We start from the raw sequence: 26,952 nt of genomic DNA, 5'->3' as shown, positions 1-26,952 counted from the left end.
GCCGTCGATGTCATCGACTTTCGTTAATTCCACAGCGCCCTTCGTTAAGCTATTCTTAGCGGTAACAGAAGCAGTAGTGGTTTGACTCTTTTCAACAGTAAAGTTGATAGGGTTTTGATTTAAGTCGTAATGAGTAGGAGCCTTCGTTTCAATAAACTGATAGTCTCCCGGACGTAAATCAGAAACAGAAATCTTGCCATCTTTATCAGTAGTTAAATCAGTGCGAACGTTATTGCCGTTCATATCAACGATTTTAAAGATAGCTCCTTCAAGAGTAGAGCCGTCGATGTCATCGACTTTCGTTAATTCCACAGCGCCCTTCGTTAAGCTATTCTTAGCGGTAACAGAAGCAGTAGTGGTTTGACTCTTTTCAACAGTAAAGTTGATAGGAGTTTGATTTAAGTCGTAATGAGTAGGAGCCTTCGTTTCAACGAATTGATAGTCTCCTGGACGTAAATCAGAAACAGAAATCTTGCCATCTTTATCAGTAGTTAAATCAGTGCGAACGTCATTGCCATTCATATCAATGATTTTAAATACTGCGCCTTCAAGAGTAGTGCCGTCGACGTCATCAACTTTCGTTAATTCCACAGCACCTTTTGTTAAGCCATTCTTAGCGGTAACAGAAGCAATTTTTTCTTGTCCTTTTTTAACTGTGAACTTAATAGGTGTTTCGTTTAAGTCATAATGAGTAGGAGCTTTTGTTTCGATAAACTCATAGTCTCCTGGTGGTAATTCATCCACAACTAAGCGGCCGTTTTTATCAGTAGTTAAATCAGTACGGACGTCGTGTCCATCCTTATTAACAATTTTAAATACCGCACCCTCGAGTGTTGTGTTTTCTTCAACATCATCCACTTTAATTAACTCCACACTACCTTTCGTTAAGCTGTTAGTAGCTGTAACAAAGACATGTTTTGTTTGACTTCTTTCAATTGTGAACTTAATCGGATCTTCATTTAAGTCATAATGTTTCGGAGCTTTCGTTTCAATAAATTGATAGTCTCCAGGTTGTAAGTCTTTAGCGATGATTTTTCCGTCTTTATTGGTAACTAAATTCGTACGAATATCATTACCGTTCATATCAGTAATTTTAAATACCGCACCTTCTAGCGTTTCTTTCGCATCTAAAGAGTCAACTTTCGTTAATTCAACGCCACCCTTAGTTAAGCCATTTTTAGCAGTAACAGAAACGTGAGTTGTTTGGCTTTTCTCGATAGTGAAAGGAATAGGTGTTTTATTTAAATCATAATGTTTCGGAGCTTTCGTTTCCACGAATTGATAATCTCCTGGTCTTAAATTAGAAGCAGAAACTTTCCCGTCTTTATCAGTAGTTAAATTTGTGCGAACAATTTTACCTTTCGCATCAATGATGTTAAATACTGCATCAGAAAGTTTTGTATCTGGATTTATATCATCCACTTTAATTAACTCTACCGCACCTTCAATTAAGCTGTTCTTAGCAGTGACTTGTAATTTCTCTGCTTGGCTTTTCTCAATTGTAAATTTAATTGGTGTAGCATCTAGTTTATAGTGCTTAGGAGCTGTTGTTTCAATAAATTGATAGTCTCCAGGATGTAAATCAGGAATAGAAACTTTCCCTTTCGCATCTGTCGTAATGCCAGTACGAACGTCATTGCCGTTCATATCAACAATTTTAAATACCGCACCTTCAAGAGCTGTACCGTCGATATCATCCATTTTAGAAAGTTCTACCGCACCTTTAGTTAAACTATTTTTAGCAGTAACAGAAATCGGTTCGGCTTGTCCTTTTTCGATAGTGAAAGGAATTGGTTCTTTATTTAAATCGTAATGTTTCGGAGCCTTTGTCTCGATGAATTGATAATCACCCGGACGTAGGTCAGGAACGCTAATTTTACCTTGTGAATTGGTAGTAAGATTCTTGCGAATTACAGTACCCTTCATATCAACAATGTTAAATACAGCACCTTCAAGAGTAGTACCATCGACGTCATCGACTTTAGAAAGTTCAACGCCACCTTTAGTTAAACTATTTTTCATAGTAACAGTAGCAATATCTTTTTGGCTTTTTTCAACTGTAACTACAATTGGTTTTTTGTCTAAATCATAATGTTTCGGAGCGGTTGTTTCGACAAATTGATACGTACCAGGACGTAAATTTTCAACAACGATCTTTCCTTCATTATTTGTTTTTAAATCTGTTTTAAGTACTTTTCCGTTTTGGTCTAGTAAATTAAATACCGCATCAGAAAGTTTCATTTGATCGTTTAGATCATCTACTTTAAGTAGTTCAATACTACCTTGTTGTAAGCTATTTTTAGCAGTTAAAGAAATAGCTTTCTTCTGTCCTTTTTCAATAGTGAAATGGATTGGCGTTTCATCTAAAACGTAATGCTTAGGTGCTTTCGTTTCGATGAATTGATAATCACCCGGACGTAGGTCATCGATTTCGATTTTCCCTTTACTATTTGTAACAAGGTCTTTATGAATTACATTACCGTTCATATCAACAATGTTAAATACTGCACCTTCAAGTTTAGTACCATCGATGTCATCTACTTTAGAAAGTTCAACGCCACCTTTTGTTAGAGCGTTTTTAGCCGTAACATGAAGCGTTTCAGTTTGGCTTTTCTTAATTGTAAATTTGATCGGTTTTTTATTTAAATCGTAATGTTCAGGAGCTATTGTCTCAACGAATTGATACGTGCCAGGACGTAGGTTTTCAACAACAATTTTCCCTTCATTATTTGTTTTTAAACCTTTTTCAACTATCTCTCCGTCTGCATCTAATAAATCAAATACAGCATTAGCAAGTTTAGTGTTTGTATCGATATCATCAATCTTTGTTAATTCCACGCTACCTTTTTTCAACGTGTTTTTACCCGTAACAGTAATTTTTTTCGTTTGACTTCTTTCAATTGTAAATGGAATCGGTGTTTCGTCTAATACATAATGCTCAGGTGCCGTTGTTTCAATAAATTGATAGTTTCCTGGACGTAAATCAGAAACCGAGATGTCACCATTGTCGTCTGTAACAAGGTTTGTGCGAACTTCGTTACCATTCATATCAACAACTTTAAAGATTGCACCTTTCAGCATTGTACGATCGATGTCGTCGATTTTGGTTAAAATGACGCCACCCTTCGTTAAGCTGTTAGTAGCGGTAACGCTAATATTTTCTTTTTGACTTTTTCCGATAGTGAACGGAATAGGATCTTGTCTTAAGTCATAGTCTTTTGGAGCTTTTACTTCAATAAATTGATAGTCACCTGGACGTAAATCAGAAGCAGAAACTTTACCATGTTCATCAGTAGTTAATCCTTTGCGAACTACCTTTTTCGTATCATGAGCATCAACAATGATAAATTCTGCACCTTCAAGAGTAGCCCCATCAACGTCATCAACCTTTGTTAAAGTAACGCCACCTGTAAGTAAACTATTTGTTACAGTGACAGGGACTGGAAGATCATCCTTGCTACCTTTTTTAATTGTGAACTTAATAGGTGTTTGATCTAATTTATAATGTTCAGGAGCTGATGTTTCAATAAATTGATAATCTCCTGGTGCTAAATCAGGAATAACTAGTACTCCGTAATCATTTGTTTTTAAATCTTTCGCAATTTCTTTGCCAGTTGCGTCTTGTAATGTGAACACTGCGCCGGCAAGAGCGATACTACTTTCCACATCATCTTCTTTAATAAGTTTAACTTTTCCTTTCGTTAAACTATTTTTAAATGTAAGTGGCAGAAGTTTTTGTTGTCCTTTTTCGATTGTAAATTCAATAGGTTCTACATTTACATCGTAATAAGTTGGGGCCTTTGTTTCGATAAGTTTATAGTTACCAGGGCGTAAGTCGTCTACAACTAACTTTCCTTCACTATTCGTAACAAGTTCCGCACGAACATCTTCATTTGTATCTCTATTAACAATTTTAAATACCGCACCTTCAAGTGTTTCCTTTTCATCTGCAGCATTCACTTTTGTTAATTCAATACCGCCTTTTGTTAAGCTGTTTTTAGCAGTAACAGTAGCCGACGTCGTTTGACTTTCTGTGATCGTAAATTTAATCGGATTTGTATTTTTATCGTAATACTTCGGTGCTGTCACTTCGATAAATTTATAATCGCCAGGGCGTAAGCCGGTAGCGATAGCTTTACCATCTGCACCAGTTTTTATATTTTCGCGAATGACTTTCTTTTCATCATTAGCATCAACAATTTTAAATACCGCACCTTCAAGAGCTGTACCATCGATATCATCAACTTTCGTTAATTCAACATCTCCTGGTTTTAAAGCATTTTCAGCTTTCACAAGTAGAGTTTCTTTCTGACTTCTATCGATTGTAAATTCAATAGGTTCTGCTCGTAAAACGTAATGTTCAGGAGCAGCTGTTTCAATAAATTTATACGTACCAGGACGTAGCTTATCAGCTTTTGTTTTTCCATCAGCATCTGTAGTTAGGTCAGTACGAACATCATTATTATTTACATCAACAATTTTAAATACGGCACCTTTTAGAGGTTTTTTATCACCGAATTCATCAACTTTTAATAATTCAACTTCTCCTGTTTTTAAACTGTTAGTTGCCGTAACAGTAGCAAATGACTGTTGGCTTTTATCGATTGTAAACTCGATAGGATTTGTATTTAACACATAATCCTTAGGAGCTTCTGTTTCAATAAATTTATACGTACCAGGCTCTAAGTCTTTAACAGTTACTTTACCATCCGCACCAGTTGTTACATTTTCGCGAATGACTTTCTTTTCATCATTAGCATCGACAATTTTAAATACCGCACCTTCAAGAGCTGTACCATCGATATCATCAGTTTTTGTTAAAGTGACGCCACCTTTAATGAGGTGATTTGTCGCAGTAACAGTCACTGCTTTCTTTTGACTTTTTACAATTGTAAATTCAATTGGTTTTTTATCTATGTCATAATCTTTAGGAGCTTTTTCTTCGACAAATTGATAGTCTCCAGGGCGTAAATCTTTTGCTTCAATTTGTCCTTTATTATTTGTCGTTAATTTTTCATATCCACGAATTACATTGTTATGTCGATCTCGTACACTGAACTCCGCACCTGCTAAAGTTTTTCCATCTTTATCGACTTTTGTTAAAATGGCCGAACCTGGAATCAAGCTGTTTGTTGCAGTGCGGTTTATTACTGTTGTTTGATCTTCCGCGATTTTAACCTCAATCAGTCGATCATCTAATTTATAATGCTCAGGAGCCTTTGTTTCTTGTAAGTAGTAAGTTCCTGGTTTTAAATGATCTACAGTAATTTGTCCTTTATCATTTGTTGTTAATTTTTCATGTTCTGAAATTATTTTTTTGTCTTTATCAAGTAGTGTGAAAACGGCACCTTGTAGTGTTACGTTTTTGTTCAGGTCATCAGACTTTGTTAAAACTACTTTCCCGACAAACTTCTTATTTACAAGTTTATATGTTGTAGTCTCTTGTGTACCAAGTTCAACAATTTTTCCTTGTTTTAACTCCCAGCTAATTACATAGCCTTGAGGAGCCTTTGTTTCTTTTAATAAATATTTATCGCGTTTTAAGTTATTAAATTTAGCGATACCATCTTTGTCTGTTGTAATTTTACGGATAACAGTTTTACCTGTACGATCGTATAAAGTGAATTCTGCTCCAGCTAATGGAGTGTTCTTATTGTCGTTATCTACCTTTATAATTTCAAGGTTTCCACGACCTTTAGTAGCAGATCCTCCGCCGGAACCGGAAGACATTCGTACTTCAATCGTTTCGGTAGTTTCTGTATTTGTTACTGTTAACTTATTGCCTGTGATTTTTGCTTTATTACTTACTTTTTCTTTATCGTCTGCATTAATAAATGAACGATATTCTAAAATATAAGCTCGATCAATTTTCTTCAAGAAAGCAATTTCAAAATGTTGCTTTCCGGTATTATTGTCTGTTGTTATTTTGAGTTTATAGTCTATTCCTTGTTTTAATTCATTTGCTGTATCTTTTGTTACATTTCCATAGTAATCGACAGTTGTAGGATATAAGTGGAATGAATCTTCCACAAGTACTTGATTGTCTGTTGGATCGTCTGTTACAACTGCGTCTGCAATGGTCGATTGGCTTTCATTAATTGCAATACTCCAATTAATATAGTTGTCATCTTGTACAGCTTTTTTAGTAACGAAGCTGCCACCTTTATTTACTTGAGCATCACCTTTAAGAGTGTTTACAATTTTAGAGCCATCTTTCAACTCTGCCTCGTTTTTGTAGGTGCCTTGGATAAGTTCACCATCGAGGCTTGTTTTAAAGATAATATAGTAAGGTGAATTAATTGATTGTTTGAAATGAACCTTTAGGGTGTTTTTATTTTTCTCTGTAGGTTCTTCAAGTTCATATTTCTCAGTTGGTACAGCATTACCAGGTTGTGCATTATTAGGACTTCCATTTAAAATCATATCGCGCACTTCAATGGATCCTGGTACTAACTTTTGTTTATCTTGTATTACGTCTATAACATATGGATCTTTAATCTCAACATTATTATAATTAAAACCTATTATCCAAGTGATTTCTTTCGTTTGGGCGTTATAAGAACCGTATTTATATCCATTCGCCTTTGTGAAAGTATCAGGATCAAAGTCCGCTTCAACTTTATTTGATTGTGGATTGGACTCTGCATCTATCCAAGATAGGTTACCTGTATTTTTAAATGAAGTTTTACCACTTTCTAATTTTGTATAGTCAAAGTCTGTCGTATATTTTACGACTAATGTCTTTGTCATATTAGACTGATATGTACCTATAAGGGTAATTTTGAAACCTTTATCTGTTACATCTAAAACATAATCAGTCCCAGCTTGAAGGGTATAATCTCCGTCTTTAATTTCTAGTTTTTTATCTTTTAATTGTAATCCAGCATGGTCAAAGGTATCCGTAATGATCGCGTTGTTTAATGGATAGTTGTTATTATTTACCGTAATCGTCCAGGTTGTTGTTTTGTCTTTATAGTTTGTTTCAGCCTTATTATTAGATTTAATAATATTTTGCTGCTTGAAGCCAACTTCATTTTCTTTACTTGAACCATTATCAGCTGTAACTGTATTTTTTATTTTTCCATCTTTTATGACATTACCAGTTGGCTTTGTTTTATAGGAAATTACATAAGCACTATTAATATCCTCATTAAACTGTAAGTCGAATCCATTCTTCTTGTTACTTACAGTGTAATTATTAACAGTATCTCCTGTTACAAGCCTTCCATTATCATCGTAGGAAGCGTTTTTCACAACGATAGAATTTGCATCTAGTTCATGTGTATCGTCAAAAATATCTTTTAAAAGTGCATCAGTTTTTTTGATATTTTTTTGATCACTGTTGTAAGTAATTGTCCATTCAATCGTTTGCGTCTTTGGATCATATTTACTTGTTTTGTTTAAATGTGTACCACGAGAAACCGTTACAGTAGAGCTTGCGTTTTGTTGTTTTTGATTATCACTCGTTATCGTAACGTTATTTCGGAAGTCTTTTACATTTTCATCAGTAATTTTTGTGGCATATTCGATTTGGTATGCTTTACTGATATTCTCCTTAAAAGCAATCTCCAATTTTGAACCATCTGATGAAATAATTTTGTAATCTTCTGGATCGGCTTCTTTACCACGTGTTGCGTTCCCGTTAACATCAACTTCTAAATAATAAACTTTAATAGAATCTTTATTTAAGCTTGTACCTTGTGGGATGTTATCTTTAAAAACGGCGTTTTTAAGGGTGTCTTTCGTTTTATTCATCTCTACTGTCCAATTAATCTCATTTGTATTAATTGGTCTATCAGGTAACCCCTTTTTATTCGTGGCTGTTTTTACATTAGGCTTAAAGTCAACTGTAATAGAAACATCGTTATCTTTAATTGGGAAAGGAATTTCTTGTGTTGTTGTACCTTTAATTTCAGCTTTATTAAATTCTGTCTTTAATTGTAGGTTACCAACAACATCTGGATGTTCTTCAACATAATCGTTAAATGTCATCGTGACTTTTCCATCTTTTGTAACAGTAAAGTTACCAATTGGATTGTTTTCACTATCGTATAAAGGACTGTTAATTGTATTGTAAATCTTAAAGTGTTTAGGAAGATCAAAAATATAGTAATCTCCATTTTTAACATTCATCGATTTTAAAAGTTCCCATGTAAACTCAATATTGGCAGGGGAATCTGTACTTGGACGGTTATCCTCTGTAAATGGTTTTCCGTCTTTATCCGTCAACTTTACACCCGTTAAAATGTTTGTTGTTATTTGCTTTGGACCTGAATTTGTACTCTCAGCAGGATCGCTTGCTAGATTTTGTTCTTGGTTATCAGCAGCAGGTTTATTTGCTGGATTTTGTTCCGGATTGTCAGTAGCAGGTTTAGCTGCTGGGTTTTGTTCCGGATTGTCAGCAGCAGGTTTATTTGCTGGATTTTGTTCCGGATTGTCAGTAGCAGGTTTAGTTGCTGAATGTTGTTCCGGATTATCAGTAACAGGCTTGGTTGCTGAATCTTGCTCTGGATTATCAGTAGCAGGTTTAGCTACTTGATCTGGCACTTGTTTATTAGTATCCTGTTTGGTGCCATCTTCTTTAGAATCTTCTACTTGAATAGGAACTGTTATAGGCTGAACCAGTGTTCCTAAAGGAAAATCGATTTGAACTGATTTCTCTTCAGCTTTTAAAGTTGGGTTAAACACAGTATCAATTTTAATTTTTCCTTTAGCATCTTTCGAATTTTCTACTTGATCATTAAATATTAGTTTTAATTTATTATCTTTAGCTGTTATAAAATATTGACCAATATTTTTTTGATCTGTTACTAAATCTCCTTGTAAATCTTTAGATACTTTTAATGCAAGTGGTATTTGAATTACTGCTGTATCGTTTGCATGTACAACTTGTTGATCTTTTATTGACCAAGCATATTCTACTTGAATGGTTGATCCTATCTTTATTAAGTTGTTAGGATTTTTTGCTTCGTCAATAATATGATCCGTTGCATCTTTCATCTCAACAGTGTCAAATAATGAAGTTTCCTTTAAAGTCTCAGCTTTTGCCTGATTGTACGGGAAACTAATAAACTGTGAAAATAGTACAAATACAATTAAACATATATTGAAAAGTTTTTTCATTTTGCCTCCTTTGAACATTCATTTGTTCACTGAGGAATATATTCCACATGAACAAATGGAATATAAAAAAAGTTAATTGTTATAAAGTCTTTGTTGCTACTATCCCTCCGTTTCTATGTACGTTCTCTGACAGAATAGATGTTTAATTAAAGGCATATATAAAGTAACGTAAAAATCTGGAATATACATAATTCGACAAAAAATGTCGAAATTATGCTGATAAAAGGAACGATATCAGACCTTTATATACAAGAGCATTTTCTTGTGAATGTGTTATGAACTGGATAGTCATAAAGGTAGGTTTTACGATACATGCTAACCAAAGTAATGTATCCCAAGTTAAAAGTTTGTTTTTTGCTTTAAAATTATGTGGAAAAAATCTGAATAGGGTTGATTTTGGTTAGGGTGAAGACAATATGCACTTTGAAAATATTCATTTATGTAACCTGAAATTGAGATAATTGTATCTTAAGAATGTCACTTATTACATTTATGAAAATTAACTTTCTGCCTAGAGAGAGTTGTACAATTTGTGGACCGAAGTTAAGATGGTACAGTTCCTTTTCGGATTTAGTGGAATATAAGTTATTTATAATATTCGGCTAAATCATTACTGCGGTCATTTTTGAAGCTGTTTTACATAAGAAAAAAGAAGGTATCCCTTTTGATAATAGTGTTATCTTCTCTTAAAGATGATTATGAATAACCTTCGCTAAAGATTATATACTTAAATGATAAAGAGTTCAACAGCGGTTTAACAAATATTTTCCAAAAATTAAAAATGACCGTTTTAGTAGAAAAATTCTAAAAAACGGTCATTTTTAATTTTATATTTCTGTTAAAATAATCGGTTCGCCGCGTGTTACGACAACTGTATGTTCACATTGTGCAACAAGGCTTTTATCAGGTGTAACGAATGTCCAACCATCATCGCCACGTTCGATAATATGATCAGCTTTCATAGAAATGAATGGCTCTACAGCGATAACAAGACCGTCTTTTAGAAGCGCATTATCCATTGGATCAAAATAGCTTAAAATGTGGTTTGGTGCTTCATGTAAGCTAAGACCAATACCGTGACCAGTTAAGTTTTGAATAACATTGTATCCATTTTTATGTGCAAAGTTTGAAACGGCACGACCAATTTGGTTTTGTTTTGAACCAGCTTTCACCTTTTTCATTGCTGCCCAAAAGGCATCAACAGCTGCTTGGCAAAGCTTTTCTTTTGCTTCATCTTCTCCAAGTACAAATGAAATACCTGTATCTGCATAATAACCATCAAGTGCTGCAGATACGTCGACATTTACAAGGTCGCCTTCTTTTAATACACGATCACCTGGAATACCGTGAGCAACTTCTTCGTTTACACTGATGCAAGTTACGCCAGGGAAATCATATTCTTTTTCAGGTGCAGAAATAGCACCATGCTCATCTAATATTTTTTTACCGATCAAATCAAGCTCTTTCGTTGTCATGCCTGGCTTCGCTTCTTTTTTCATTTCTTCACGTGCAAGCGCAACGATGCGGCCGATTTTTCGTAAGCCTTCTAAATCTTGTTCATTACGAATAATCATGAAAACCACTGTCCTTCCTCGAATATATATCTTACCCGATTGTATCATGTTTATTTTCGTCCTGCTACTCGCTTGCAGTATGGCGGATTGATTCCTCTCATAAAGAATACATGACAATTGTCATATCGATGTCATGACGCATCATACTGTTTCCTAAGTTTTCCAAGGAATACAATGTAAATATAAGAAACAGCGGGGGTGGAGAGATGGAAAAGATTATTGAAGTAAATAGTGTTTCTAAAACATTTAAACATATAAAAGCAGTAAATAACGTTTCATTTCATGTGAATAAAGGAGAAATCGTAGCATTGCTTGGACCGAATGGTGCAGGGAAAACGACGACGATGTCGATGATGCTTGGATTAAAGGATCCGACGGAAGGAACGGTTTCTATATTTGGAAAGAGTCCAAAGCATAGAGATGTTCGTAATAGACTCGGCGCGATGTTACAAGAAGTAAGTGTCATTGATAGCATTACAGTGGAAGAGGCAATTGAGTTATTCCGTAGTTATTATACGAATCCGGTAGCGAAAGAAAAGTTGCTACAGTTATCGAATTTAAAATCGGAACGAAAGCAAAGATGTGAGAAATTATCAGGAGGTCAAAAGAGAAGGTTAAATTTTGCACTCGCACTTGCAGGAAATCCAGATTTGCTATTTTTAGATGAACCGACGGTTGGAATGGATATTACGTCTCGAAGAACGTTTTGGGAAACGATTCGAAAGTTAGCAAGTGAAGGGAAAACAATTATTTTAACGACGCACTATTTAGAAGAAGCGGATGCATTGGCGAATCGTATTTTATTGTTTGCAAATGGAAAGATTATCGCAGATGGTACACCAGATGAGATGAAAGCGACGATTTCACGAAAAACAATTACATTTTATTCGAAGGAACGTATTCCTGCAAAATTATTAAAAGAGTTACCAAGCGTAACAGAAGTACAATCAAACGAAGGTCACTTCACTTTAATAACTGAAGATACGGATGCAACCTTAAAAGCAATTTATGAAAAGAACTTACCTGTAACAAATATTTCAGTTGAACGTGGAAGTCTTGATGAAGCATTTGAACAGTTTGTCGCAAATCAGAAGGGGGAAATCGCATGAAAGCTTTATGGATGCAATGCAAAATAGAAATTTTACGTACGTTCCGCAATAAATTATTTATCTTTTTCTCATTATTAATGCCAGTTATGTTTTACTACATTTTCACTAATGTTATTCAAGTGCCACAAAACGGAGATGCGTGGAAAGCGCATTATTTAATCTCAATGGCGACGTTTAGTATTGTAGGGACAGCACTTTTTAGTTTCGGTGTAAGGATTTCTCAGGAAAAAGGGCAAGGGTGGACACATTTGTTGAAAATTACACCACTTCCAGAGGGAGCGTATATAACAGCAAAGATCATCGCTCAAACAGTAGTAAATGCTTTTTCAATCTTAGTTATTTTTATTGCAGGAATATTAATTAATCATGTTGAGTTAACGGTAGGGCAATGGATTGGTGCTGGATTATGGTTGTTGTTAGGTGTAACACCATTTTTAGCATTAGGAACAGTAATAGGTTCTATTAAGAAGGCGGATGCAGCAGCGGGTTTAGCGAATATTTTAAATATGAGTTTAGCTGTAATTGGCGGTCTATGGATGCCAATCGAAGTATTCCCGAAAATATTAAGATCTATCGGTGAATGGACACCAACATATCACTTCGGAAGTGGTGCATGGGATATTGTAGCTGGAAAATCAATTGGTTGGGAAAATATCGCGGTATTAGGAGGCTATTTCCTTATATTTGTTGTAGTATCAATATATATAAGAAAAAGACAGGAAGCGGTATAAATGACAGAGAAGAAGAGGATTGAGATTTTTCCGAAACATATGGGATTCTTTCCGTATATGTTTCTCGTGTATTTATTATTTCCGATTTACCATTTATCGCAGGCGTCAGGGTGGAAGCTTGTAATTGGAAGCGGTATGTTGATAGTTTTCATTATCACATACCGTCAGCTTTATTTTGTGCAGAGAACGTTTGTTTTTTGGGCATGTATTCAAATGGTACTCATTTTTTTATTTGCTTTATTTTACAACCCCTTCATGATATTCTTTGGTTTTTTCACAGCAAGTGCGATAGGGTTTGCACCAAATAAGAAAGTGTTTCGATTGTTGTTAAGTTTGTTAGCTGTAATGCTTGGAAGTTTTATATTTGTAAATATGAATCAAATAACAACTACGAGTTTAGTAAATATCGTTCCGATGTTTATTTTAATGCTTCTTACACCATTTGGTATGCGCAATTTTAATCAGAAAAAGATGTTAAGAAATCAATTAAACGAAGCGAACGAGCAAATTAAGGACTTAGTAAAACGTGAAGAGAGGCAGCGTATTGCAAGGGACCTTCATGACACGCTCGGGCATACGCTATCTCTTATTACATTAAAAAGTCAGCTTGTTGAAAAGCTAATCGTCAAAAATCCAGAGCGCGCAAGTACGGAAGCGAAGGAGATTACACAAACATCTCGAACTGCTTTAAAACAGCTAAGGGAATTAATTTCTGATATGCGCATGATTACGGTAGAAGAAGAGCTTGAGCAAATAAAAGCGATCTTACAAGCTGCTAATATTGAATTAGAGATCAAACAAGAAACGAGTGCAAGTTCGCTATCACCCATTGAACAAAATATTTTAGGAATGTGTTTACGTGAAGCTGTTACGAATGTTGTAAAGCATAGTAAGGCGACGCGGTGCATAGTTTCTGTACGAGAATTACAAGGTGAATTGATTTTGACAGTAGAAGATAACGGAATTGGTTTAGCGGATCAAAATCACGATGGGAATGGTATTCGTGGTATGAAGGAGCGAATCGCTCTTATTGATGGATTTGTTGAACTGGGTACGATTAATCCAGGAATACTATTAACAGTAAAAGTTCCAGTTGTTATTAGAACAGGAAAAGATGAGGTGAAGGCATGATTCGAATTATTATTGCAGAAGATCAGCGAATGCTTCGTGGTGCGTTAGGAGCCCTACTCGATCTAGAAGATGATATTGAAGTAATTGGGCAAGCAGCGAACGGAGAAGAGGCACTAAAACTAATTGAATCATTAAAACCCGACATAAGCATTATGGATATTGAAATGCCAATTCAAAGCGGATTAGATGTTGCAGAAACGTTGAAGAAAGAAAAATCGGCATGTAAAGTAATGATTTTAACAACATTTGCGCGCCCTGGATATTTTGAACGAGCAATGAAAGCTGGTGTGCACGGATATTTATTAAAAGATAGCCCAAGCGAGGATTTAGCTGCATCGATTCGGAACGTAATGAAAGGTAAACGAGAGATTTCTCAAGATTTAATGTTCGGCTTATGGCAGGAGCAAAATCCGTTATCAGATCGTGAAAAAGAAGTATTGCTACTTGCGAAAGAGGGAAAGACGGCAAATGAAATCGCCAAGGCACTTTATCTTTCGCCAGGTACAGTACGTAATTATATTTCTGAAGTATTAACGAAGCTTGATGCGAAAAATAGAATTGAGGCAATTACAATTGCGGAAGAAAAGGGATGGATATGAAAAGAAGTTTACCTATGAATGGTAAACTTCTTTTTTCTTATAAACAAGTATTTCAATAGAGAGTTTCGTCACAGTCGCATCGCTCAGGATTTGAAGTATATCGTGTAATTTAGATTTTACTTCATTTTTCGACAAAAAATTTGTTATAGTAAGATTAGGTTGTTGATCTAAGTTTTGGACAACTTTACCACTAACAGTTGTGATTACTCCATTTTTATCTACTTTTACAATGAGATCTTGGCCATATACTTTATAGTTTTTATATGTTTGTGCAAGGCGAGCTTCGGTTTGATTTTCTTTTGTTGCTTTATTTGTAGGTTGGGAATCTATATTCATTTCAGTTGTCATTCACTTTTGTTGAGCTTCTGCCTCATTTATCTCACCTTTTAAATACTTTTTCAGTATGTTTTTTTCGTATCATTTTGAGGTTGTGTAATTTTTTAAGCGTTAAATTAGGCTAAGTAATTTCAAATTTTACTTCATTTCTGTCTAATTCTTGGGTGTGAATAACTTCTGCTACTGCTAATAAAGGAAAAAGAAGACCGAATGTAACGAAGGCACGGACGAATCTTCTATAATTTATTTATAAAACCACTAATCTATTATTATATGTGAGACGAATTGTATGAAGAATTTGCCGAATTTTATATATATTATGCATTATTTCATGTCAAAAATTGTCGAACTCACATTATTGTAGTGGTATGACAACTTAACAAATTATATTGTTATAATGGGATGGTGAGTAAGTATGCACGCAGAAAAATTAGGAAGTGAAATTAAGAAAATTAGGGTAATGCGGGGATTAACACAAAAACAGTTATCCGAGAACATATGTCATCAATCGGAAGTGAGCCGAATTGAATCGGGCGCAGTATACCCAAGTATGGATATATTGCAAGGTATTGCAGCAAAGTTACAAGTTCCCATTATTCATTTTTATGAGGTACTCATTTATTCAGATATTGAGAGAAAAAAGCAGTTTAAAGATCAAGTCATTACGCTATGCAAGCAAAAAAAATATAAAGAGATTTATAATAGAGTATGGAATGAGCTGAAAAAGGAAGAATATCATCCCGAATTCCAGCAGTTTCTTCAATGGCAATATCATGTAGCAGCTTACATGTTGAAGAAAATTGATTACGAATATTGTATTTTAGAATTGAAAAAATTGTTAAACCAACAATTAGCTGGAATAGATGTATACCAAAACCTCTATATAGAAAATGCAATCGCAAATATTTATGCTGAAAATGGCTATTTTAAGAAGAGTATTGAGTTATTTGAAGGTATACTGAAACAATTAGAGTCATTGCATGATAATGAAGAATTCGACGTGAAGGTAAGATATAATCATGCAAAAGCATTATACTTAGATAATCAATATGAACAAGCCTTATATCAAGTGAATAAGGCGATTGAAATATCTTGCCGAATTAATAGTATGGCATTAATTGGGCAGCTGTACTATCAAAGAGGTGAATGTCTAGAAAGGTTGGAGTATGATGAGGCAGAGATTGAAGATACATATAAGAAAGCAAGTTTCTTTTTTGATATATTAGAAATGCATGCATATAAAGAGGCAATCGTAAATAAAATCAATCAATGAATGAATAACCCTAAAAAATGGATATGCATAATTGCATACGGCATGGATAAATTTTCATGATATATTAAAAGAAAAAATGTGGGTGATGGAATATGAAAAAATTACTTATTGGTAGTTTATTAACGTTAGCAATGGCATGGGGTATTTCATTAACAGATACAGCTTTAGAGAAAAGCCAAGTAATTTCTCATAATGATCAAGAGGTACAATTAGCTTCGGACCTACCTTTTGAATATTAAAAAAACAACCGTCTTACTTAGACGGTTGTTTTTTTGTGGAGTAACCTCCAAACGTCTTTACTAGAAACGGGCTTGCTAATAAAGAATCCTTGAATGTGGTCACAGTTTTGCTCATATAAAAACTTCCATTGTTCTTCGGTTTCTACACCTTCTGCGATAACTTCTAAATTTAGTTCTTTTGATAGTGTAATAATGGAAGAAATAATCGCTTCCTCTAAAGGACTAGTTGTAATTCCGCAAATAAATTCTCGAGCAATTTTTAATGTATTAATTGGATATTTTGTTAAATAAGCTAAAGAACTATAACCAGTTCCAAAGTCATCAATTGAAATTTGAATACCGAGATTTTGAAGTTGTTCTAGTTTTGCAACTACAGATTGATTTTGGTTAATGGCGATACTTTCTGTAATTTCGATATCTAGTGCTTCTGGTTTTAACTCTGTTTCTTCTAAAACTTTTGAAATAGTTGGGATTAAATCTGCATGATTAAATTGAACTACAGATAAATTTACACCGACTTTTAAGTGAGAGAAACCTTGATTATGCCATCTTTTCGCTTCTAAGCAAGCAGTACGTAAAATCCAATTTCCAAGTTCAATAATGAATCCAGTTTCCTCTGCTAGAGGGATAAATTGGGCTGGGGATACGATACCGAGCTTTGGATGTTTCCAACGAATTAATGCTTCAAAACCAATAACTTGTTTTGTTTTGGTGCTTACTTGTGGCTGGTATTCAAGGAAAAATTCATTTTGTTGTAATGCTTTTGAAAGTTCTCCTTCTAAGAAGTTACTCTCATTTTGAGCGATACTCATTTCTTTTGAGAAGAAAACAAATCGATTTTTACCATTTGCTTTCGCGCGATACATAGCCATATCAGCATTTTTCATTAATTCTGTTACGTCAGTTCCACAATCAGGGTACATTGCAATTCCGATACTTGGCGTAATAGACAGTTCTTCATCTTTAATGAAGAATGGTTTGTTTAAAATGGTTAAAATCTGTTCAGCTATAAAGGCTGCACTTTTTTCTGAGTACATATCTGGTAATAGAATTGTAAACTCATCTCCGCCTTGGCGAGCAACGACATCTTTTGAACGTAGGCAACTGCGTAATCGTTTTGCTACTTCAATTAATAACAAGTCTCCGACGTCATGACCGAGTCTATCGTTAATTTTTTTGAATCGATCTAAATCAAGAAACATGACGGCAACATCATTTGCGCTAGTTTGAGCTGTATTTAAAATATTTTTTAAATCCTTTTCGAACTTACGGCGATTTGGTAGTCCAGTAAGTGCATCATGAAAGGCTAAATGTTCTACTTGTTTTTGTTTTTCATATAAAGTTGTAATATCACGTGCTATGCCAAACATCCCGACAACTTCCTTGTTTATGAAAGTAGGGATGAGTGTAATGTGAAGGTAATAGTAGTAACCTTCTTTTTCCTTTGTGCGAACTTCTAAAGTTTGTGGTCTACCTTCTTTCGTTAGTTGTAAAGCTTTCTTTAGTAAGTCATGGTCTTTTAAGTCAATAAAGTGTAAAAGGGAATAGCTTTCTACTTCACAATAGTAGGCAGTAAATAAGCTTTCGCAAGCTGTATTAGACTGCTGGAAAATACCATACATATTTAAAGAGAAAACAGCATCTGGGTGATCTTCGAATAAAGATTTATAACGTTGTTCACTTTTTGATAACGCAGATGCACCTTCTTCTACTTTATCTTCTAGTTGTGTAGTCAACTGCTCGTATGTATCGATTAGTGCCTGATTATCTTTCCACATATAAAGTTGTCGTAAGAATAATAAGATAAGAGATAATACTAGACCGATCAACATGAACTTATCATCCCAAGGTTGAAAGATAATAAAAGAAAAAGTAATGATTATACTAAAATAAGGTAATATAAAGCGCACATAATCAAACCGATAATATTTTGTTTTCGTTTCATGCTGTATTGGTTTATCTAAAATATATAGTATGGATGACAAACCAATTAATAAAATCGAAGCAGTATGTATTAAGTAAGAGACTTCAGAAGAAGGTTTTATCCCTGCGTTTAATTGAAACAGGTGTATATATCCGTACACGAGTATAATAGTAAAGCCGATAATTAATGAAATTCTGCTAGAAGAATATTCTTCTCTTCTATATAGACTAATTACGGCGTAGATTACTAATGATTGTGCAATAAAATATCCAATTAAAACCCAGGTATCTGTTGTTAACATACGAAAGCTTGAAATGTCCAAAATAAAAGTTAAGGTAAAATAAATATTCATAATAACGATAAAGATGCTATCGAATGAAAATTGAGCTAGTCCTCTAATAGAGTAATGTTTTATGAACTTTATAGCAAAGCCAGAAAAGAGCAAAATATATTGTACGATAAAAAAGGGCAATGCCTTATATGAGAATATGACTTGGTCATATATAGAAAGTGAATGAAGAAATAGAGTTATCTCCATTGTCAATCCACATAGGCAAGTGCATAGTACCAAAACCCAAAATAATTTGTCACCGCGCTTCATTTTCTTAATTGCTTTATATAGGCAATAGCAAGAAAAGAGTGTAGCGAAACAAAATAAGAAGAGAATTCCAATTTCTTTTATATTTAAGTCCTTAGGGATAAGAAATATCCAAAGAGAAAATATAATTATGTACATTATGACAAAGTGTACGTATTTTTTTTGATTAATCATATTATGACTCCGTTTCAATAAAGTTGAATCACAGGTGGAAAATGCTAATTCCAATCATAGCATATAAAATAGGGTGTTTTTTACTAAAAAAATTACTTTTTTTGAAAAAAATAGCTCAACATTACAATTTACCATTGTAATGTTGAGCTACTTATTCTTTTTACCCCTCTTATAGAGGATAATTCATGTATGAATTGCAGCATCGCTAAATCTTTCTGTTTACTTTCAATCATAATATCGAAATTATGATTGATTTTTTTTGCAACGTGTAAGAAAGGTTTAATAAACTCTAAATCAATATATTCCGCGTGAGCCCTAAATTCTTTTTTTGATTTAGGAGAGGAAATGTGAACTTTAGGAACAATATTTGTATGTGACCAAGTTTCAAAAATTGCAGGAAGTAACTCTTCTAGCGGTTCCTCGCAAAGATTTGCCATGTGATGGTGATAATCAAATACGAATGGGATCTTTTCTTTTTGGCAAATAGATAAAGTTTCAGCAGTTGTATATGTTTTATCATCATTTTCAAGTGTCATTTGCCTCTTTATATGTGCAGGAAGTTTTTTTATGTTTTCATGGAAACGCTCAACCGCTTTTTCTTTATTTCCGTAGGCCCCACCTACATGGATGTTAATATAAGAAGAATCTGCAATGCCTATTGCATCTAATACTTTATAATGATAGGTCATATCTGTAATAGCGTTAGTTGTAATGTGTGGCTTATCACTTGTAAATAGCGTAAATTGATTTGGGTGAAAACTTACTCGTAAATTATGTTCTTTAATTAATGCCCCAATTGTACGCCAAAGCGGTGTGAACAATCCGATGTAATCAAACTCGACTTCGGGATGTGTTGCAAGTGGGACGATGGAAGAAGATAAGCGATATAATGGAATTTCATGCGCTATATTGTAGTGAAGAATACGTATTGTATGCTCAAGATTCTGCCGCGTAACATCGTATAATTTATCTTCTCGTTCTTGTTTACTAAGCTTTTGAAAGCTTGTAAATGTCATCGTTTTAGCCGGAGAACAGTCCCAGAGTGCCATTGCATGTGAGACATATCCGAAACGCATAATCATAATGAATACATCTCCTTTATGCATTATCTTTCCTATAGGAAGAAAGCAAGTATTGTTCCTATCCATTCTTTGCCTCTATTAATGAGAGAATTCGGACTAACATCTTTCAAGGAAAGTAATGACGCATTTTCTAGATCTTCGTGGAATTTATTTTTTACTGTTTGTATAAAATGTTCATCATATAAAAGGCAGTTGATTTCATGGTTAATATATAAACTTCTCATATCAAAGTTTGCAGTTCCGATATCACAGATATAGTCATCAACTATAATAACTTTAGCGTGAAAAAAACCTTGTTGAAATGCGTAAATATTACAGCCAGCTTGTATTAACTTTCGGCAATATGGGAATTTTGCTTCTCGAACAAGGGGGTGATCCGCTTTTTCTGGAACGAGAATCGTGATTTGAACCCCGCGTTTTCGAGCTTCTAATAATGCGTTCATAATTTTTCTTCCAGGAATGAAATAGGGTGTACCGATAAAGAGTTCCTTTTTTGCACCTTCAATTAAATGTAAAAAAGTATGTTGTAAATAGGCACCATCAGTTGGAATAAATTGATGTTCGATAGTACCGGGTTGCTGTTTCGGAAAATAAAGAGAAGCGTCCAATAAATTTTGGTTTGTATCATCAAACCAGTCATGTAAAAATTGCTTTTGTAAATCTTGTACTCCTTCGCCTGTAAGACGTAAATGATAGTCCCTCCATAATCCTAACCGCTCATTATGTCCCAAATACTCTTCACCAATATTAAATCCCCCAATGTAACCAATTTTCCCGTCGATAACTGTAATTTTTCTATGGTTTCTTTGATTCGCAGAAAAGAAAGGAAAAGGAAACTTTACTTTGTGACAAAACGAAAAAGAGACACCATGTTTTTGCAGGGAGCGAACGGCCTCGTTTGATAAATGATGGCTTCCCAATCTATCGAGTAAAAGTCTTACTTCAATTCCTTCCTTTGCCTTATCAATAAGTAACTTTAAAAATTCTCGGCTGATTTTATCGTTTTTTACAATGAAAAACAAAACATGCACATGGTGTTTCGCCTGTTTTATATCAGTAAATAGAGTGTCATACAAATCTTTTCCGTATGTATAAAGGTGAAAATCACTTTGACGTAAAGGGAAAGAACGAGAACGTACACGCCTTAAATGAACAATTCTCCCATAAGAAAAATCGATTACAATCCAGAGAGCAATACCTATTAATAAGAGAGGTAAGAAGAACATGAGTAAATTCCCTCCTTCACGGTCTTTTCACCATTTGTTTTTTATAAATCAAATATTCATTTTATCCGGTTATTTGTGGGCTAATAATTAGTAGGGAGTAAATAACTTCTAATGATTAAAGTTTCACTTTATAGTTTCACCGAAATAAACAGCTTTATGAAAAAATATGTTGTTGTATAACAAAAAACTGTTGACTGAATGCTCACTCATTATATAATGAAGGTAGGGGATAAAATTCAGAAAATTATATGTTTTTGAAGATTCTAAAAAAGAAAGAGGGCTTACAAAGAGAGGGGTAGCATAAAAATGAATAGCTTACTGATCATGAATTGGCTGGCTGCCATTGCTGTTATTGCTTATGCGGGATATTTGTTTGTGTATCTTATACGAACGAGGATGGCCTACATACAGTTAGGAAAAAAGATTGAATTTGACCGTCGTTTTAAAGAGCGTTGGGATCTCCTTAAGGTCAATGTTTTCGGTCAGAAAAAGCTGCTGAAAGATAAAAAGAGCGGCATTATTCACGTTATGTTCTTTTACGGATTTATTCTTGTCCAATTTGGAGCAATTGACTTCGTTTGGAAAGGACTCGCACCAGGATCACATCTTCCACTTGGACCACTATACCCTGCATTTACATTCTTCCAGGAAATTGTCACACTTGTTATTTTAATTGCAGTCTTTTGGGCTTTTCATAGACGCTATGTTGAAAAGCTAGTTCGTTTAAAACGTAATTTCAAATCAGGTCTTGTTCTTATCTTTATCGGTGGCTTAATGATTTCTGTGCTACTCGGTAATGGAATGGGAATTATATGGCATGGCGAGGAGCTTTCATGGAGTGAGCCAATCGCTTCTGCAATCGCTTACGTTTTCTCGGGGATAAATGAAACCGCAGCCATTTCTGTGTTCTATTTCTCTTGGTGGGTGCATTTACTAATTTTGTTAACGTTTTTAGTTTATGTTCCACAATCGAAACACGCGCATTTAATTGCTGGACCAGCTAACGTTTTCTTCGGTCGTCTTTCAAATCCAGGGAAACTTGAAAAGATTGACTTTGAAGATGAAACACAAGAAACATTTGGTGTTGGTAAAATCGAAGACTTTAGACAAAATCAGCTTATTGACTTATACGCTTGCGTAGAGTGTGGTCGTTGTACAAATATGTGTCCGGCAACAGGAACAGGGAAAATGTTATCGCCGATGGATTTAATTTTAAAACTTCGCGATCATTTAACTGACAAAGGAGCAGCAGTAACATCAAAAGCGCCTTGGGTTCCAGTAGTTGCTTTTAATAATACACAAGGAAATCAGTTAGCGATGATGGCGGCTGGGAAAGGGCAACAAGAATCAGCGGCTGCAACACTCGCTTACGATCCGAGTTTAATCGGAGATATTATTACAGAAGAAGAGATTTGGGCTTGTACAACGTGTCGTAACTGTGAGGATCAGTGTCCGGTTATGAATGAGCACGTTGATAAAATTATTGATTTACGCCGCTATCTCGTTTTAACAGAAGGAAAAATGGATGCGGAAGCGCAACGTGCGATGACAAACATCGAGCGTCAAGGGAATCCGTGGGGTCTAAACCGTAAAGAGCGTGAAACTTGGCGCCAAGGTGATGATGAAGTAACGGTTCCAACTGTAAAAGAAAAATCGAAAGCTGGCGAGGAGTTCGAATATTTATTCTGGGTTGGTTCAATGGGATCATATGATAATCGTAGTCAGAAGATTGCGATATCGTTTGCGAAGTTGATGAACGAAGCAGGCATTTCATTTGCGATACTCGGTAATAAGGAAAAGAACTCTGGAGATACACCGCGCCGCCTTGGAAATGAATTTGTCTTCCAAGAGATGGCGACAAAAAATATCGAGGAATTTGAAAAAGCAGGAGTGAAGAAAATCGTTACGATTGACCCTCATGCTTATAACACATTTAAAAATGAGTATCCGGACTTTGGCTTGCAAGCAGAAGTCTATCATCATACAGAACTGTTAGCTCAGTGGGTGAAAGAAGGACGCTTAAAACCGGTTCACGCTATTGAGGAAACAGTTACGTACCATGATTCCTGCTACTTAGGAAGATACAACGAAGTATACGAAGCCCCGCGTGACATTTTGAAAGCGATTCCTGGTGTGAATCTTGTAGAAATGGCACGTAACCGTGAAACGGGAATGTGCTGTGGAGCAGGTGGTGGCTTAATGTGGATGGAGGAAACAACAGGTTCACGCATTAACGTTGCTCGTACAGAACAAGCATTAGCTGTACAGCCATCCATTATCGGTACAGGATGTCCGTATTGCTTAACGATGATTAGTGATGGGACGAAAGCGAAAGAAGTTGAAGAGAAAGTTCAAACTCTCGATGTAACAGAGATTTTAGAACGCTCAGTGATTGGACAGAAGAAAGAAGCAATCTAGTTTGTAGGAATGCATACAACTTTAGAAAGAGGTGCAATGATTGCACCTCTTCTCAACGTAGGAACACCGAGCGCCCGCTCAGTGATAAAAGGAAATGGGGGAAAGAGGAATGAGTAAAACAGTTATTTTAAGTGCAGCAAGAACACCGGTTGGAAAATTTGGAGGATCTTTAAAAGATGTAAAAGCAACAGAACTTGGAGGGATTGCAATTAAAGCGGCGCTTGAAAGAGCAAATGTTTCTGCTAGTGATGTTGAGGAAGTTATATTCGGAACGGTTATTCAAGGTGGGCAGGGGCAAATTCCATCGCGCCAAGCGGCGAGGGCTGCTGGAATCCCTTGGGAAGTGCAGACGGAAACAGTGAATAAAGTTTGTGCATCGGGGCTTCGTGCGGTTACGTTAGCGGATCAAATTATTCGTACTGGCGATCAATCATTGATTGTAGCTGGTGGTATGGAGTCGATGAGTAACAGTCCTTACATTTTACGAGGAGCAAGATGGGGATACAGAATGGGCAACAACGAAGTCGTTGATTTAAACATTGCTGACGGTTTAACATGCGCATTTTCAGGTATACACATGGGTGTTTATGGCGGAGAAGTTGCGAAGGAAGATGGAATTTCTCGCGAAGCGCAAGATGAATGGGCATATCGTAGCCACCAGCGTGCGGTTTCAGCACATAATGAAGGACGTTTTGAAGAGGAAATCGTGCCAGTAACGATTCCGCAAAGAAAAGGCGATCCGATTGTCGTTGCAAAGGATGAGGCGCCACGCGCGGATACAACAATTGAAAAGTTAGCAAAATTAAAACCTGTATTTGATAAAACAGCGACAGTGACAGCTGGTAATGCACCAGGCTTAAACGATGGTGGTGCTGCACTTGTATTAATGAGCGAAGACAGAGCGAAGCAAGAAGGAAGAAAGCCGTTAGCGACAATTTTGGCACATACAGCAATTGCAGTGGAGTCTAAAGATTTCCCGAGAACGCCAGGTTATGCAATTAACGCATTGCTTGAAAAAACAGGCAAGACAATTGAAGACATCGATTTATTCGAGATTAATGAAGCATTTGCAGCAGTAGCAATTGCAAGTACAGAGATTGCGGGAATTGACCCAGAAAAATTGAATGTAAATGGCGGCGCAGTGGCGATGGGGCATCCGATTGGAGCAAGCGGAGCGCGCATTATCGTTACACTAATCCATGCACTGAAGCAACGCGGCGGCGGAATTGGAATTGCTTCGATTTGTAGCGGTGGTGGTCAAGGTGATGCAGTGATGATTGAAGTTCACTAATTAAGATTAGACGGTATATAGTTTATTGAAAATTAAGGGGGAAGAAGAAATGAGTGTACAAAAAATTGTTGTAATTGGTGCAGGACAAATGGGATCAGGAATTGCACAAGTATGTGCAATGGCAGGATACGATGTGAAGGTACAAGATTTAAAACAGGAGCAATTAGATAGAGGATTGGCTATTATTACGAAAAACTTAGCACGCCAAGTAGAAAAGGGGCGCATGAAGGAAGAAGAAAAGGAAGCGACATTAAACCGTCTTGCAGTAACGCTTGATTTAGATTGTGTGAAGGAAGCGGATCTTATTATCGAAGCAGCTGTCGAGAAAATGGATATTAAAAAGAAAATCTTTGCAAATTTAGATGAAATTGCTCCAGAACACGCAATTTTAGCGACAAATACGTCATCTTTGCCAATTACAGAAATTGCCGCGGTAACGAAACGTCCGGAAAAAGTAATCGGTATGCACTTTATGAATCCGGTTCCGGTTATGAAACTTGTTGAAATTATTCGTGGTTTGGCTACAGATGATGCGGTATACGAAACAATTGAGGATATTACGAAGAAAATTGGCAAAGTACCAGTTGAAGTAAATGATTTCCCAGGATTTGTATCGAACCGTATTTTATTACCGATGATTAACGAAGCAATCTATACGTTATATGAAGGTGTAGCGACGAAAGAAGCAATTGATGAAGTAATGAAACTTGGTATGAATCACCCGATGGGTCCTCTAACGCTCGCTGATTTTATCGGTTTAGACACGTGTTTATACATTATGGAAGTGTTGCATGAAGGTTTAGGTGATAGTAAATATCGCCCATGTCCATTGCTACGTAAGTACGTAAATGCAGGATGGTTAGGACGTAAAACAGGTCGTGGCTTCTACGTTTACGAATAAATCCCCCTTTGTTACAAAATAGTGGTCTTACCAAATTGTTAAAAGGTTATATAGCAAATGGAGGCGGAGTATATGAACTTTCGTTTTAATGAAGAGCAGCAAATGATGAGGAAAATGGTTCGAGATTTTGCACAGAAGGAAATTGCTCCCTTTGTTCCTAGTATGGAACAAGGGGTGTTCCCAAAAGAGATTTTGCAGAAGATGGGTGAGCTTGGATTAATGGGAATTCCAGCGCCTGCAAAATACGGTGGTGCAGAAATGGATTTTATTTCTTACATTTTAGCAATTGAAGAAATTTCAAAGGTAAGCGCAACAGTTGGTGTAATTTTAGCTGTACATACGTCAGTTGGAATGAACCCGATTTTATATTTCGGAACAGAAGAACAGAAAGAGAAATACGTTTCTAAACTTGCGACTGGTGAATATTTAGGTGCATTTGCATTAACAGAACCAAATGCAGGATCGGATGCAGGAAGTTTGAAATCAAGAGCTGTGAAGAAAGGCGATCATTACATTATTAATGGATCGAAGGTGTTCATTACAAATGGTGGTGAAGCAAGTACATATATTGTATTCGCTTCTACAAATCCAGAGGCAGGAAAGAGTGGGATTTCTGCATTCATAGTAGAGAAAGATACACCAGGCTTAATTATCGGTAAAGATGAGCATAAAATGGGACTGCTCGGTTCTCGCACTGTACAACTTACGTTCGAGGATATGAAGGTACCGGCTGAGAATTTACTTGGTGAAGAAGGACAAGGATTTAAGGTAGCGATGGCGAATTTAGATGTTGGACGAATTGGAATTGGGGCGCAAGCATTAGGTATTGCTGAAGCGGCGCTTGCATGTGCGATTGATTATGCGAAAGAACGTGAGCAATTCGGAAAGCCAATTGCGGCGCAGCAAGGGATTGGCTTCAAACTTGCAGATATGGCAACTAGCGTAGAAGCGGCGCGATTACTCGTATATAGGGCGGCATCGCTAAGAGCGCAAGGATTACCATGTGGTAAAGAAGCATCTATTGCGAAATTATTCGCTTCTAAAACGGCTGTTGAAGTTGCGATTGAAGCAGTGCAAGTATTTGGTGGCTACGGTTATACGAAAGATTATCCAGTAGAAAGATTTTTCCGTGATGCGAAAATCACGCAAATATATGAAGGGACGAGTGAAATACAGAAACTTGTTATTAGCCGGGCTTTATAAAAGCACAAGGGGGAGACGGG

At 35.8% G+C, this 26,952-nt stretch carries 15 protein-coding genes and 1 pseudogene; 10 read left to right on the top strand and 6 right to left on the bottom strand.

What is annotated here, in order from left to right; translation table 11 throughout:
* On the bottom strand, positions 1–9,123 hold a 9,123-nt coding region (locus MR070_RS16625; protein ID WP_242261643.1), incomplete at its 3' end, for a SpaA isopeptide-forming pilin-related protein.
* 827 nt (positions 9,124–9,950) lie between these two features.
* On the bottom strand, positions 9,951–10,745 hold the full coding sequence (map, locus tag MR070_RS16620) for a type I methionyl aminopeptidase (protein WP_139896044.1): 795 nt from the start codon (positions 10,743–10,745) through the stop codon (positions 9,951–9,953).
* A 158-nt stretch (positions 10,746–10,903) separates the two neighbouring features.
* On the opposite strand from map, the gene MR070_RS16615 reads away from it, so the two are divergent.
* From MR070_RS16615 to MR070_RS16600, 4 genes are read left to right on the top strand one after another with little or no spacing between them, the layout of a single operon-like run.
* Entirely contained in the window at positions 10,904–11,806 is a 903-nt protein-coding gene (locus MR070_RS16615) for an ABC transporter ATP-binding protein (protein ID WP_242261642.1), read from the top strand.
* Entirely contained in the window at positions 11,803–12,537 is a 735-nt protein-coding gene (locus MR070_RS16610) for an ABC transporter permease (protein ID WP_061131882.1), read from the top strand. Before MR070_RS16615 ends, MR070_RS16610 begins: the two co-directional genes overlap by 4 nt.
* Entirely contained in the window at positions 12,538–13,668 is a 1,131-nt protein-coding gene (locus MR070_RS16605) for a sensor histidine kinase (RefSeq protein WP_242261641.1), read from the top strand.
* Positions 13,665–14,267 carry a response regulator transcription factor gene (locus MR070_RS16600; protein ID WP_000619249.1) on the top strand — a complete coding sequence of 201 codons (603 nt, stop codon included), beginning with the start codon at positions 13,665–13,667 and terminating at the stop codon, positions 14,265–14,267. The genes MR070_RS16605 and MR070_RS16600 overlap by 4 nt, the downstream gene beginning before the upstream one ends.
* A 12-nt stretch (positions 14,268–14,279) precedes the next feature.
* On the opposite strand, the gene MR070_RS16595 is transcribed toward MR070_RS16600, so the two are convergent.
* Positions 14,280–14,603 carry a bacillolysin gene (locus MR070_RS16595; protein WP_012644730.1) on the bottom strand — a complete coding sequence of 108 codons (324 nt, stop codon included), beginning with the start codon at positions 14,601–14,603 and terminating at the stop codon, positions 14,280–14,282.
* A gap of 415 nt (positions 14,604–15,018) precedes the next feature.
* Between MR070_RS16595 and plcR the strand changes: the two genes are divergently transcribed.
* Together plcR and papR are read left to right on the top strand one after the other, a co-directional pair.
* Positions 15,019–15,876: a transcriptional regulator PlcR gene (gene plcR, locus MR070_RS16590; RefSeq protein ID WP_000542922.1), complete on the top strand. Its 858-nt coding sequence runs from the start codon at positions 15,019–15,021 to the stop codon at positions 15,874–15,876.
* Positions 15,877–15,968: 92 nt separating this feature from the next.
* On the top strand, positions 15,969–16,115 hold the full coding sequence (gene papR, locus MR070_RS16585; RefSeq protein ID WP_000734741.1) for a quorum-sensing peptide PapR: 147 nt from the start codon (positions 15,969–15,971) through the stop codon (positions 16,113–16,115).
* A 17-nt stretch (positions 16,116–16,132) separates the two neighbouring features.
* Here papR and MR070_RS16580 read toward each other — a convergent pair whose 3' ends face one another.
* From MR070_RS16580 to cls, 3 genes are all read right to left on the bottom strand, one after another.
* Positions 16,133–18,811 (bottom strand): DUF4084 domain-containing protein, encoded by a 2,679-nt coding sequence (locus MR070_RS16580; protein WP_139896047.1) that lies wholly within the window; start codon positions 18,809–18,811, stop codon positions 16,133–16,135.
* Positions 18,812–18,939: 128 nt separating this feature from the next.
* Complete coding sequence (gene uvsE / locus MR070_RS16575; protein ID WP_000605892.1) at positions 18,940–19,893, bottom strand: UV DNA damage repair endonuclease UvsE; 954 nt, start codon at positions 19,891–19,893, stop codon at positions 18,940–18,942.
* A gap of 32 nt (positions 19,894–19,925) precedes the next feature.
* The gene (gene cls, locus MR070_RS16570) at positions 19,926–21,119 is read right to left on the bottom strand and encodes a cardiolipin synthase (RefSeq protein ID WP_000465733.1); all 1,194 of its coding nucleotides are present in this window, start codon (positions 21,117–21,119) and stop codon (positions 19,926–19,928) included.
* A gap of 306 nt (positions 21,120–21,425) precedes the next feature.
* Here cls and MR070_RS16565 point away from each other — a divergent pair, with 306 nt between their 5' ends.
* The 4 genes and pseudogenes from MR070_RS16565 to MR070_RS16550 all read left to right on the top strand — a co-directional run bounded on the left by MR070_RS16565 (position 21,426) and on the right by MR070_RS16550 (position 26,932).
* Positions 21,426–23,537, top strand: coding sequence for a (Fe-S)-binding protein (locus MR070_RS16565; protein WP_001086786.1), 2,112 nt, complete (start codon positions 21,426–21,428; stop codon positions 23,535–23,537).
* Between the two features lie 9 nt (positions 23,538–23,546).
* Positions 23,547–24,828, top strand: a pseudogene (locus MR070_RS16560) (acetyl-CoA C-acetyltransferase).
* Between the two features lie 49 nt (positions 24,829–24,877).
* Positions 24,878–25,729 carry a 3-hydroxybutyryl-CoA dehydrogenase gene (locus tag MR070_RS16555; RefSeq protein ID WP_000116031.1) on the top strand — a complete coding sequence of 284 codons (852 nt, stop codon included), beginning with the start codon at positions 24,878–24,880 and terminating at the stop codon, positions 25,727–25,729.
* A 72-nt stretch (positions 25,730–25,801) separates the two neighbouring features.
* A complete protein-coding gene (locus tag MR070_RS16550; RefSeq protein WP_001011168.1) occupies positions 25,802–26,932 on the top strand; it encodes an acyl-CoA dehydrogenase in 1,131 nt (376 codons plus the stop codon).
* The last annotated feature ends 20 nt before the right edge of the window (positions 26,933–26,952 follow it).

The sequence above is a fragment of the Bacillus cereus group sp. BfR-BA-01453 genome, from assembly GCF_022662915.1.
GTDB classification, from domain to species: Bacteria; Bacillota; Bacilli; order Bacillales; family Bacillaceae_G; genus Bacillus_A; species Bacillus_A paranthracis.
Note: the sequence above shows the minus strand (reverse complement) of the source record. Positions and strands in the feature narration are given on the sequence as shown.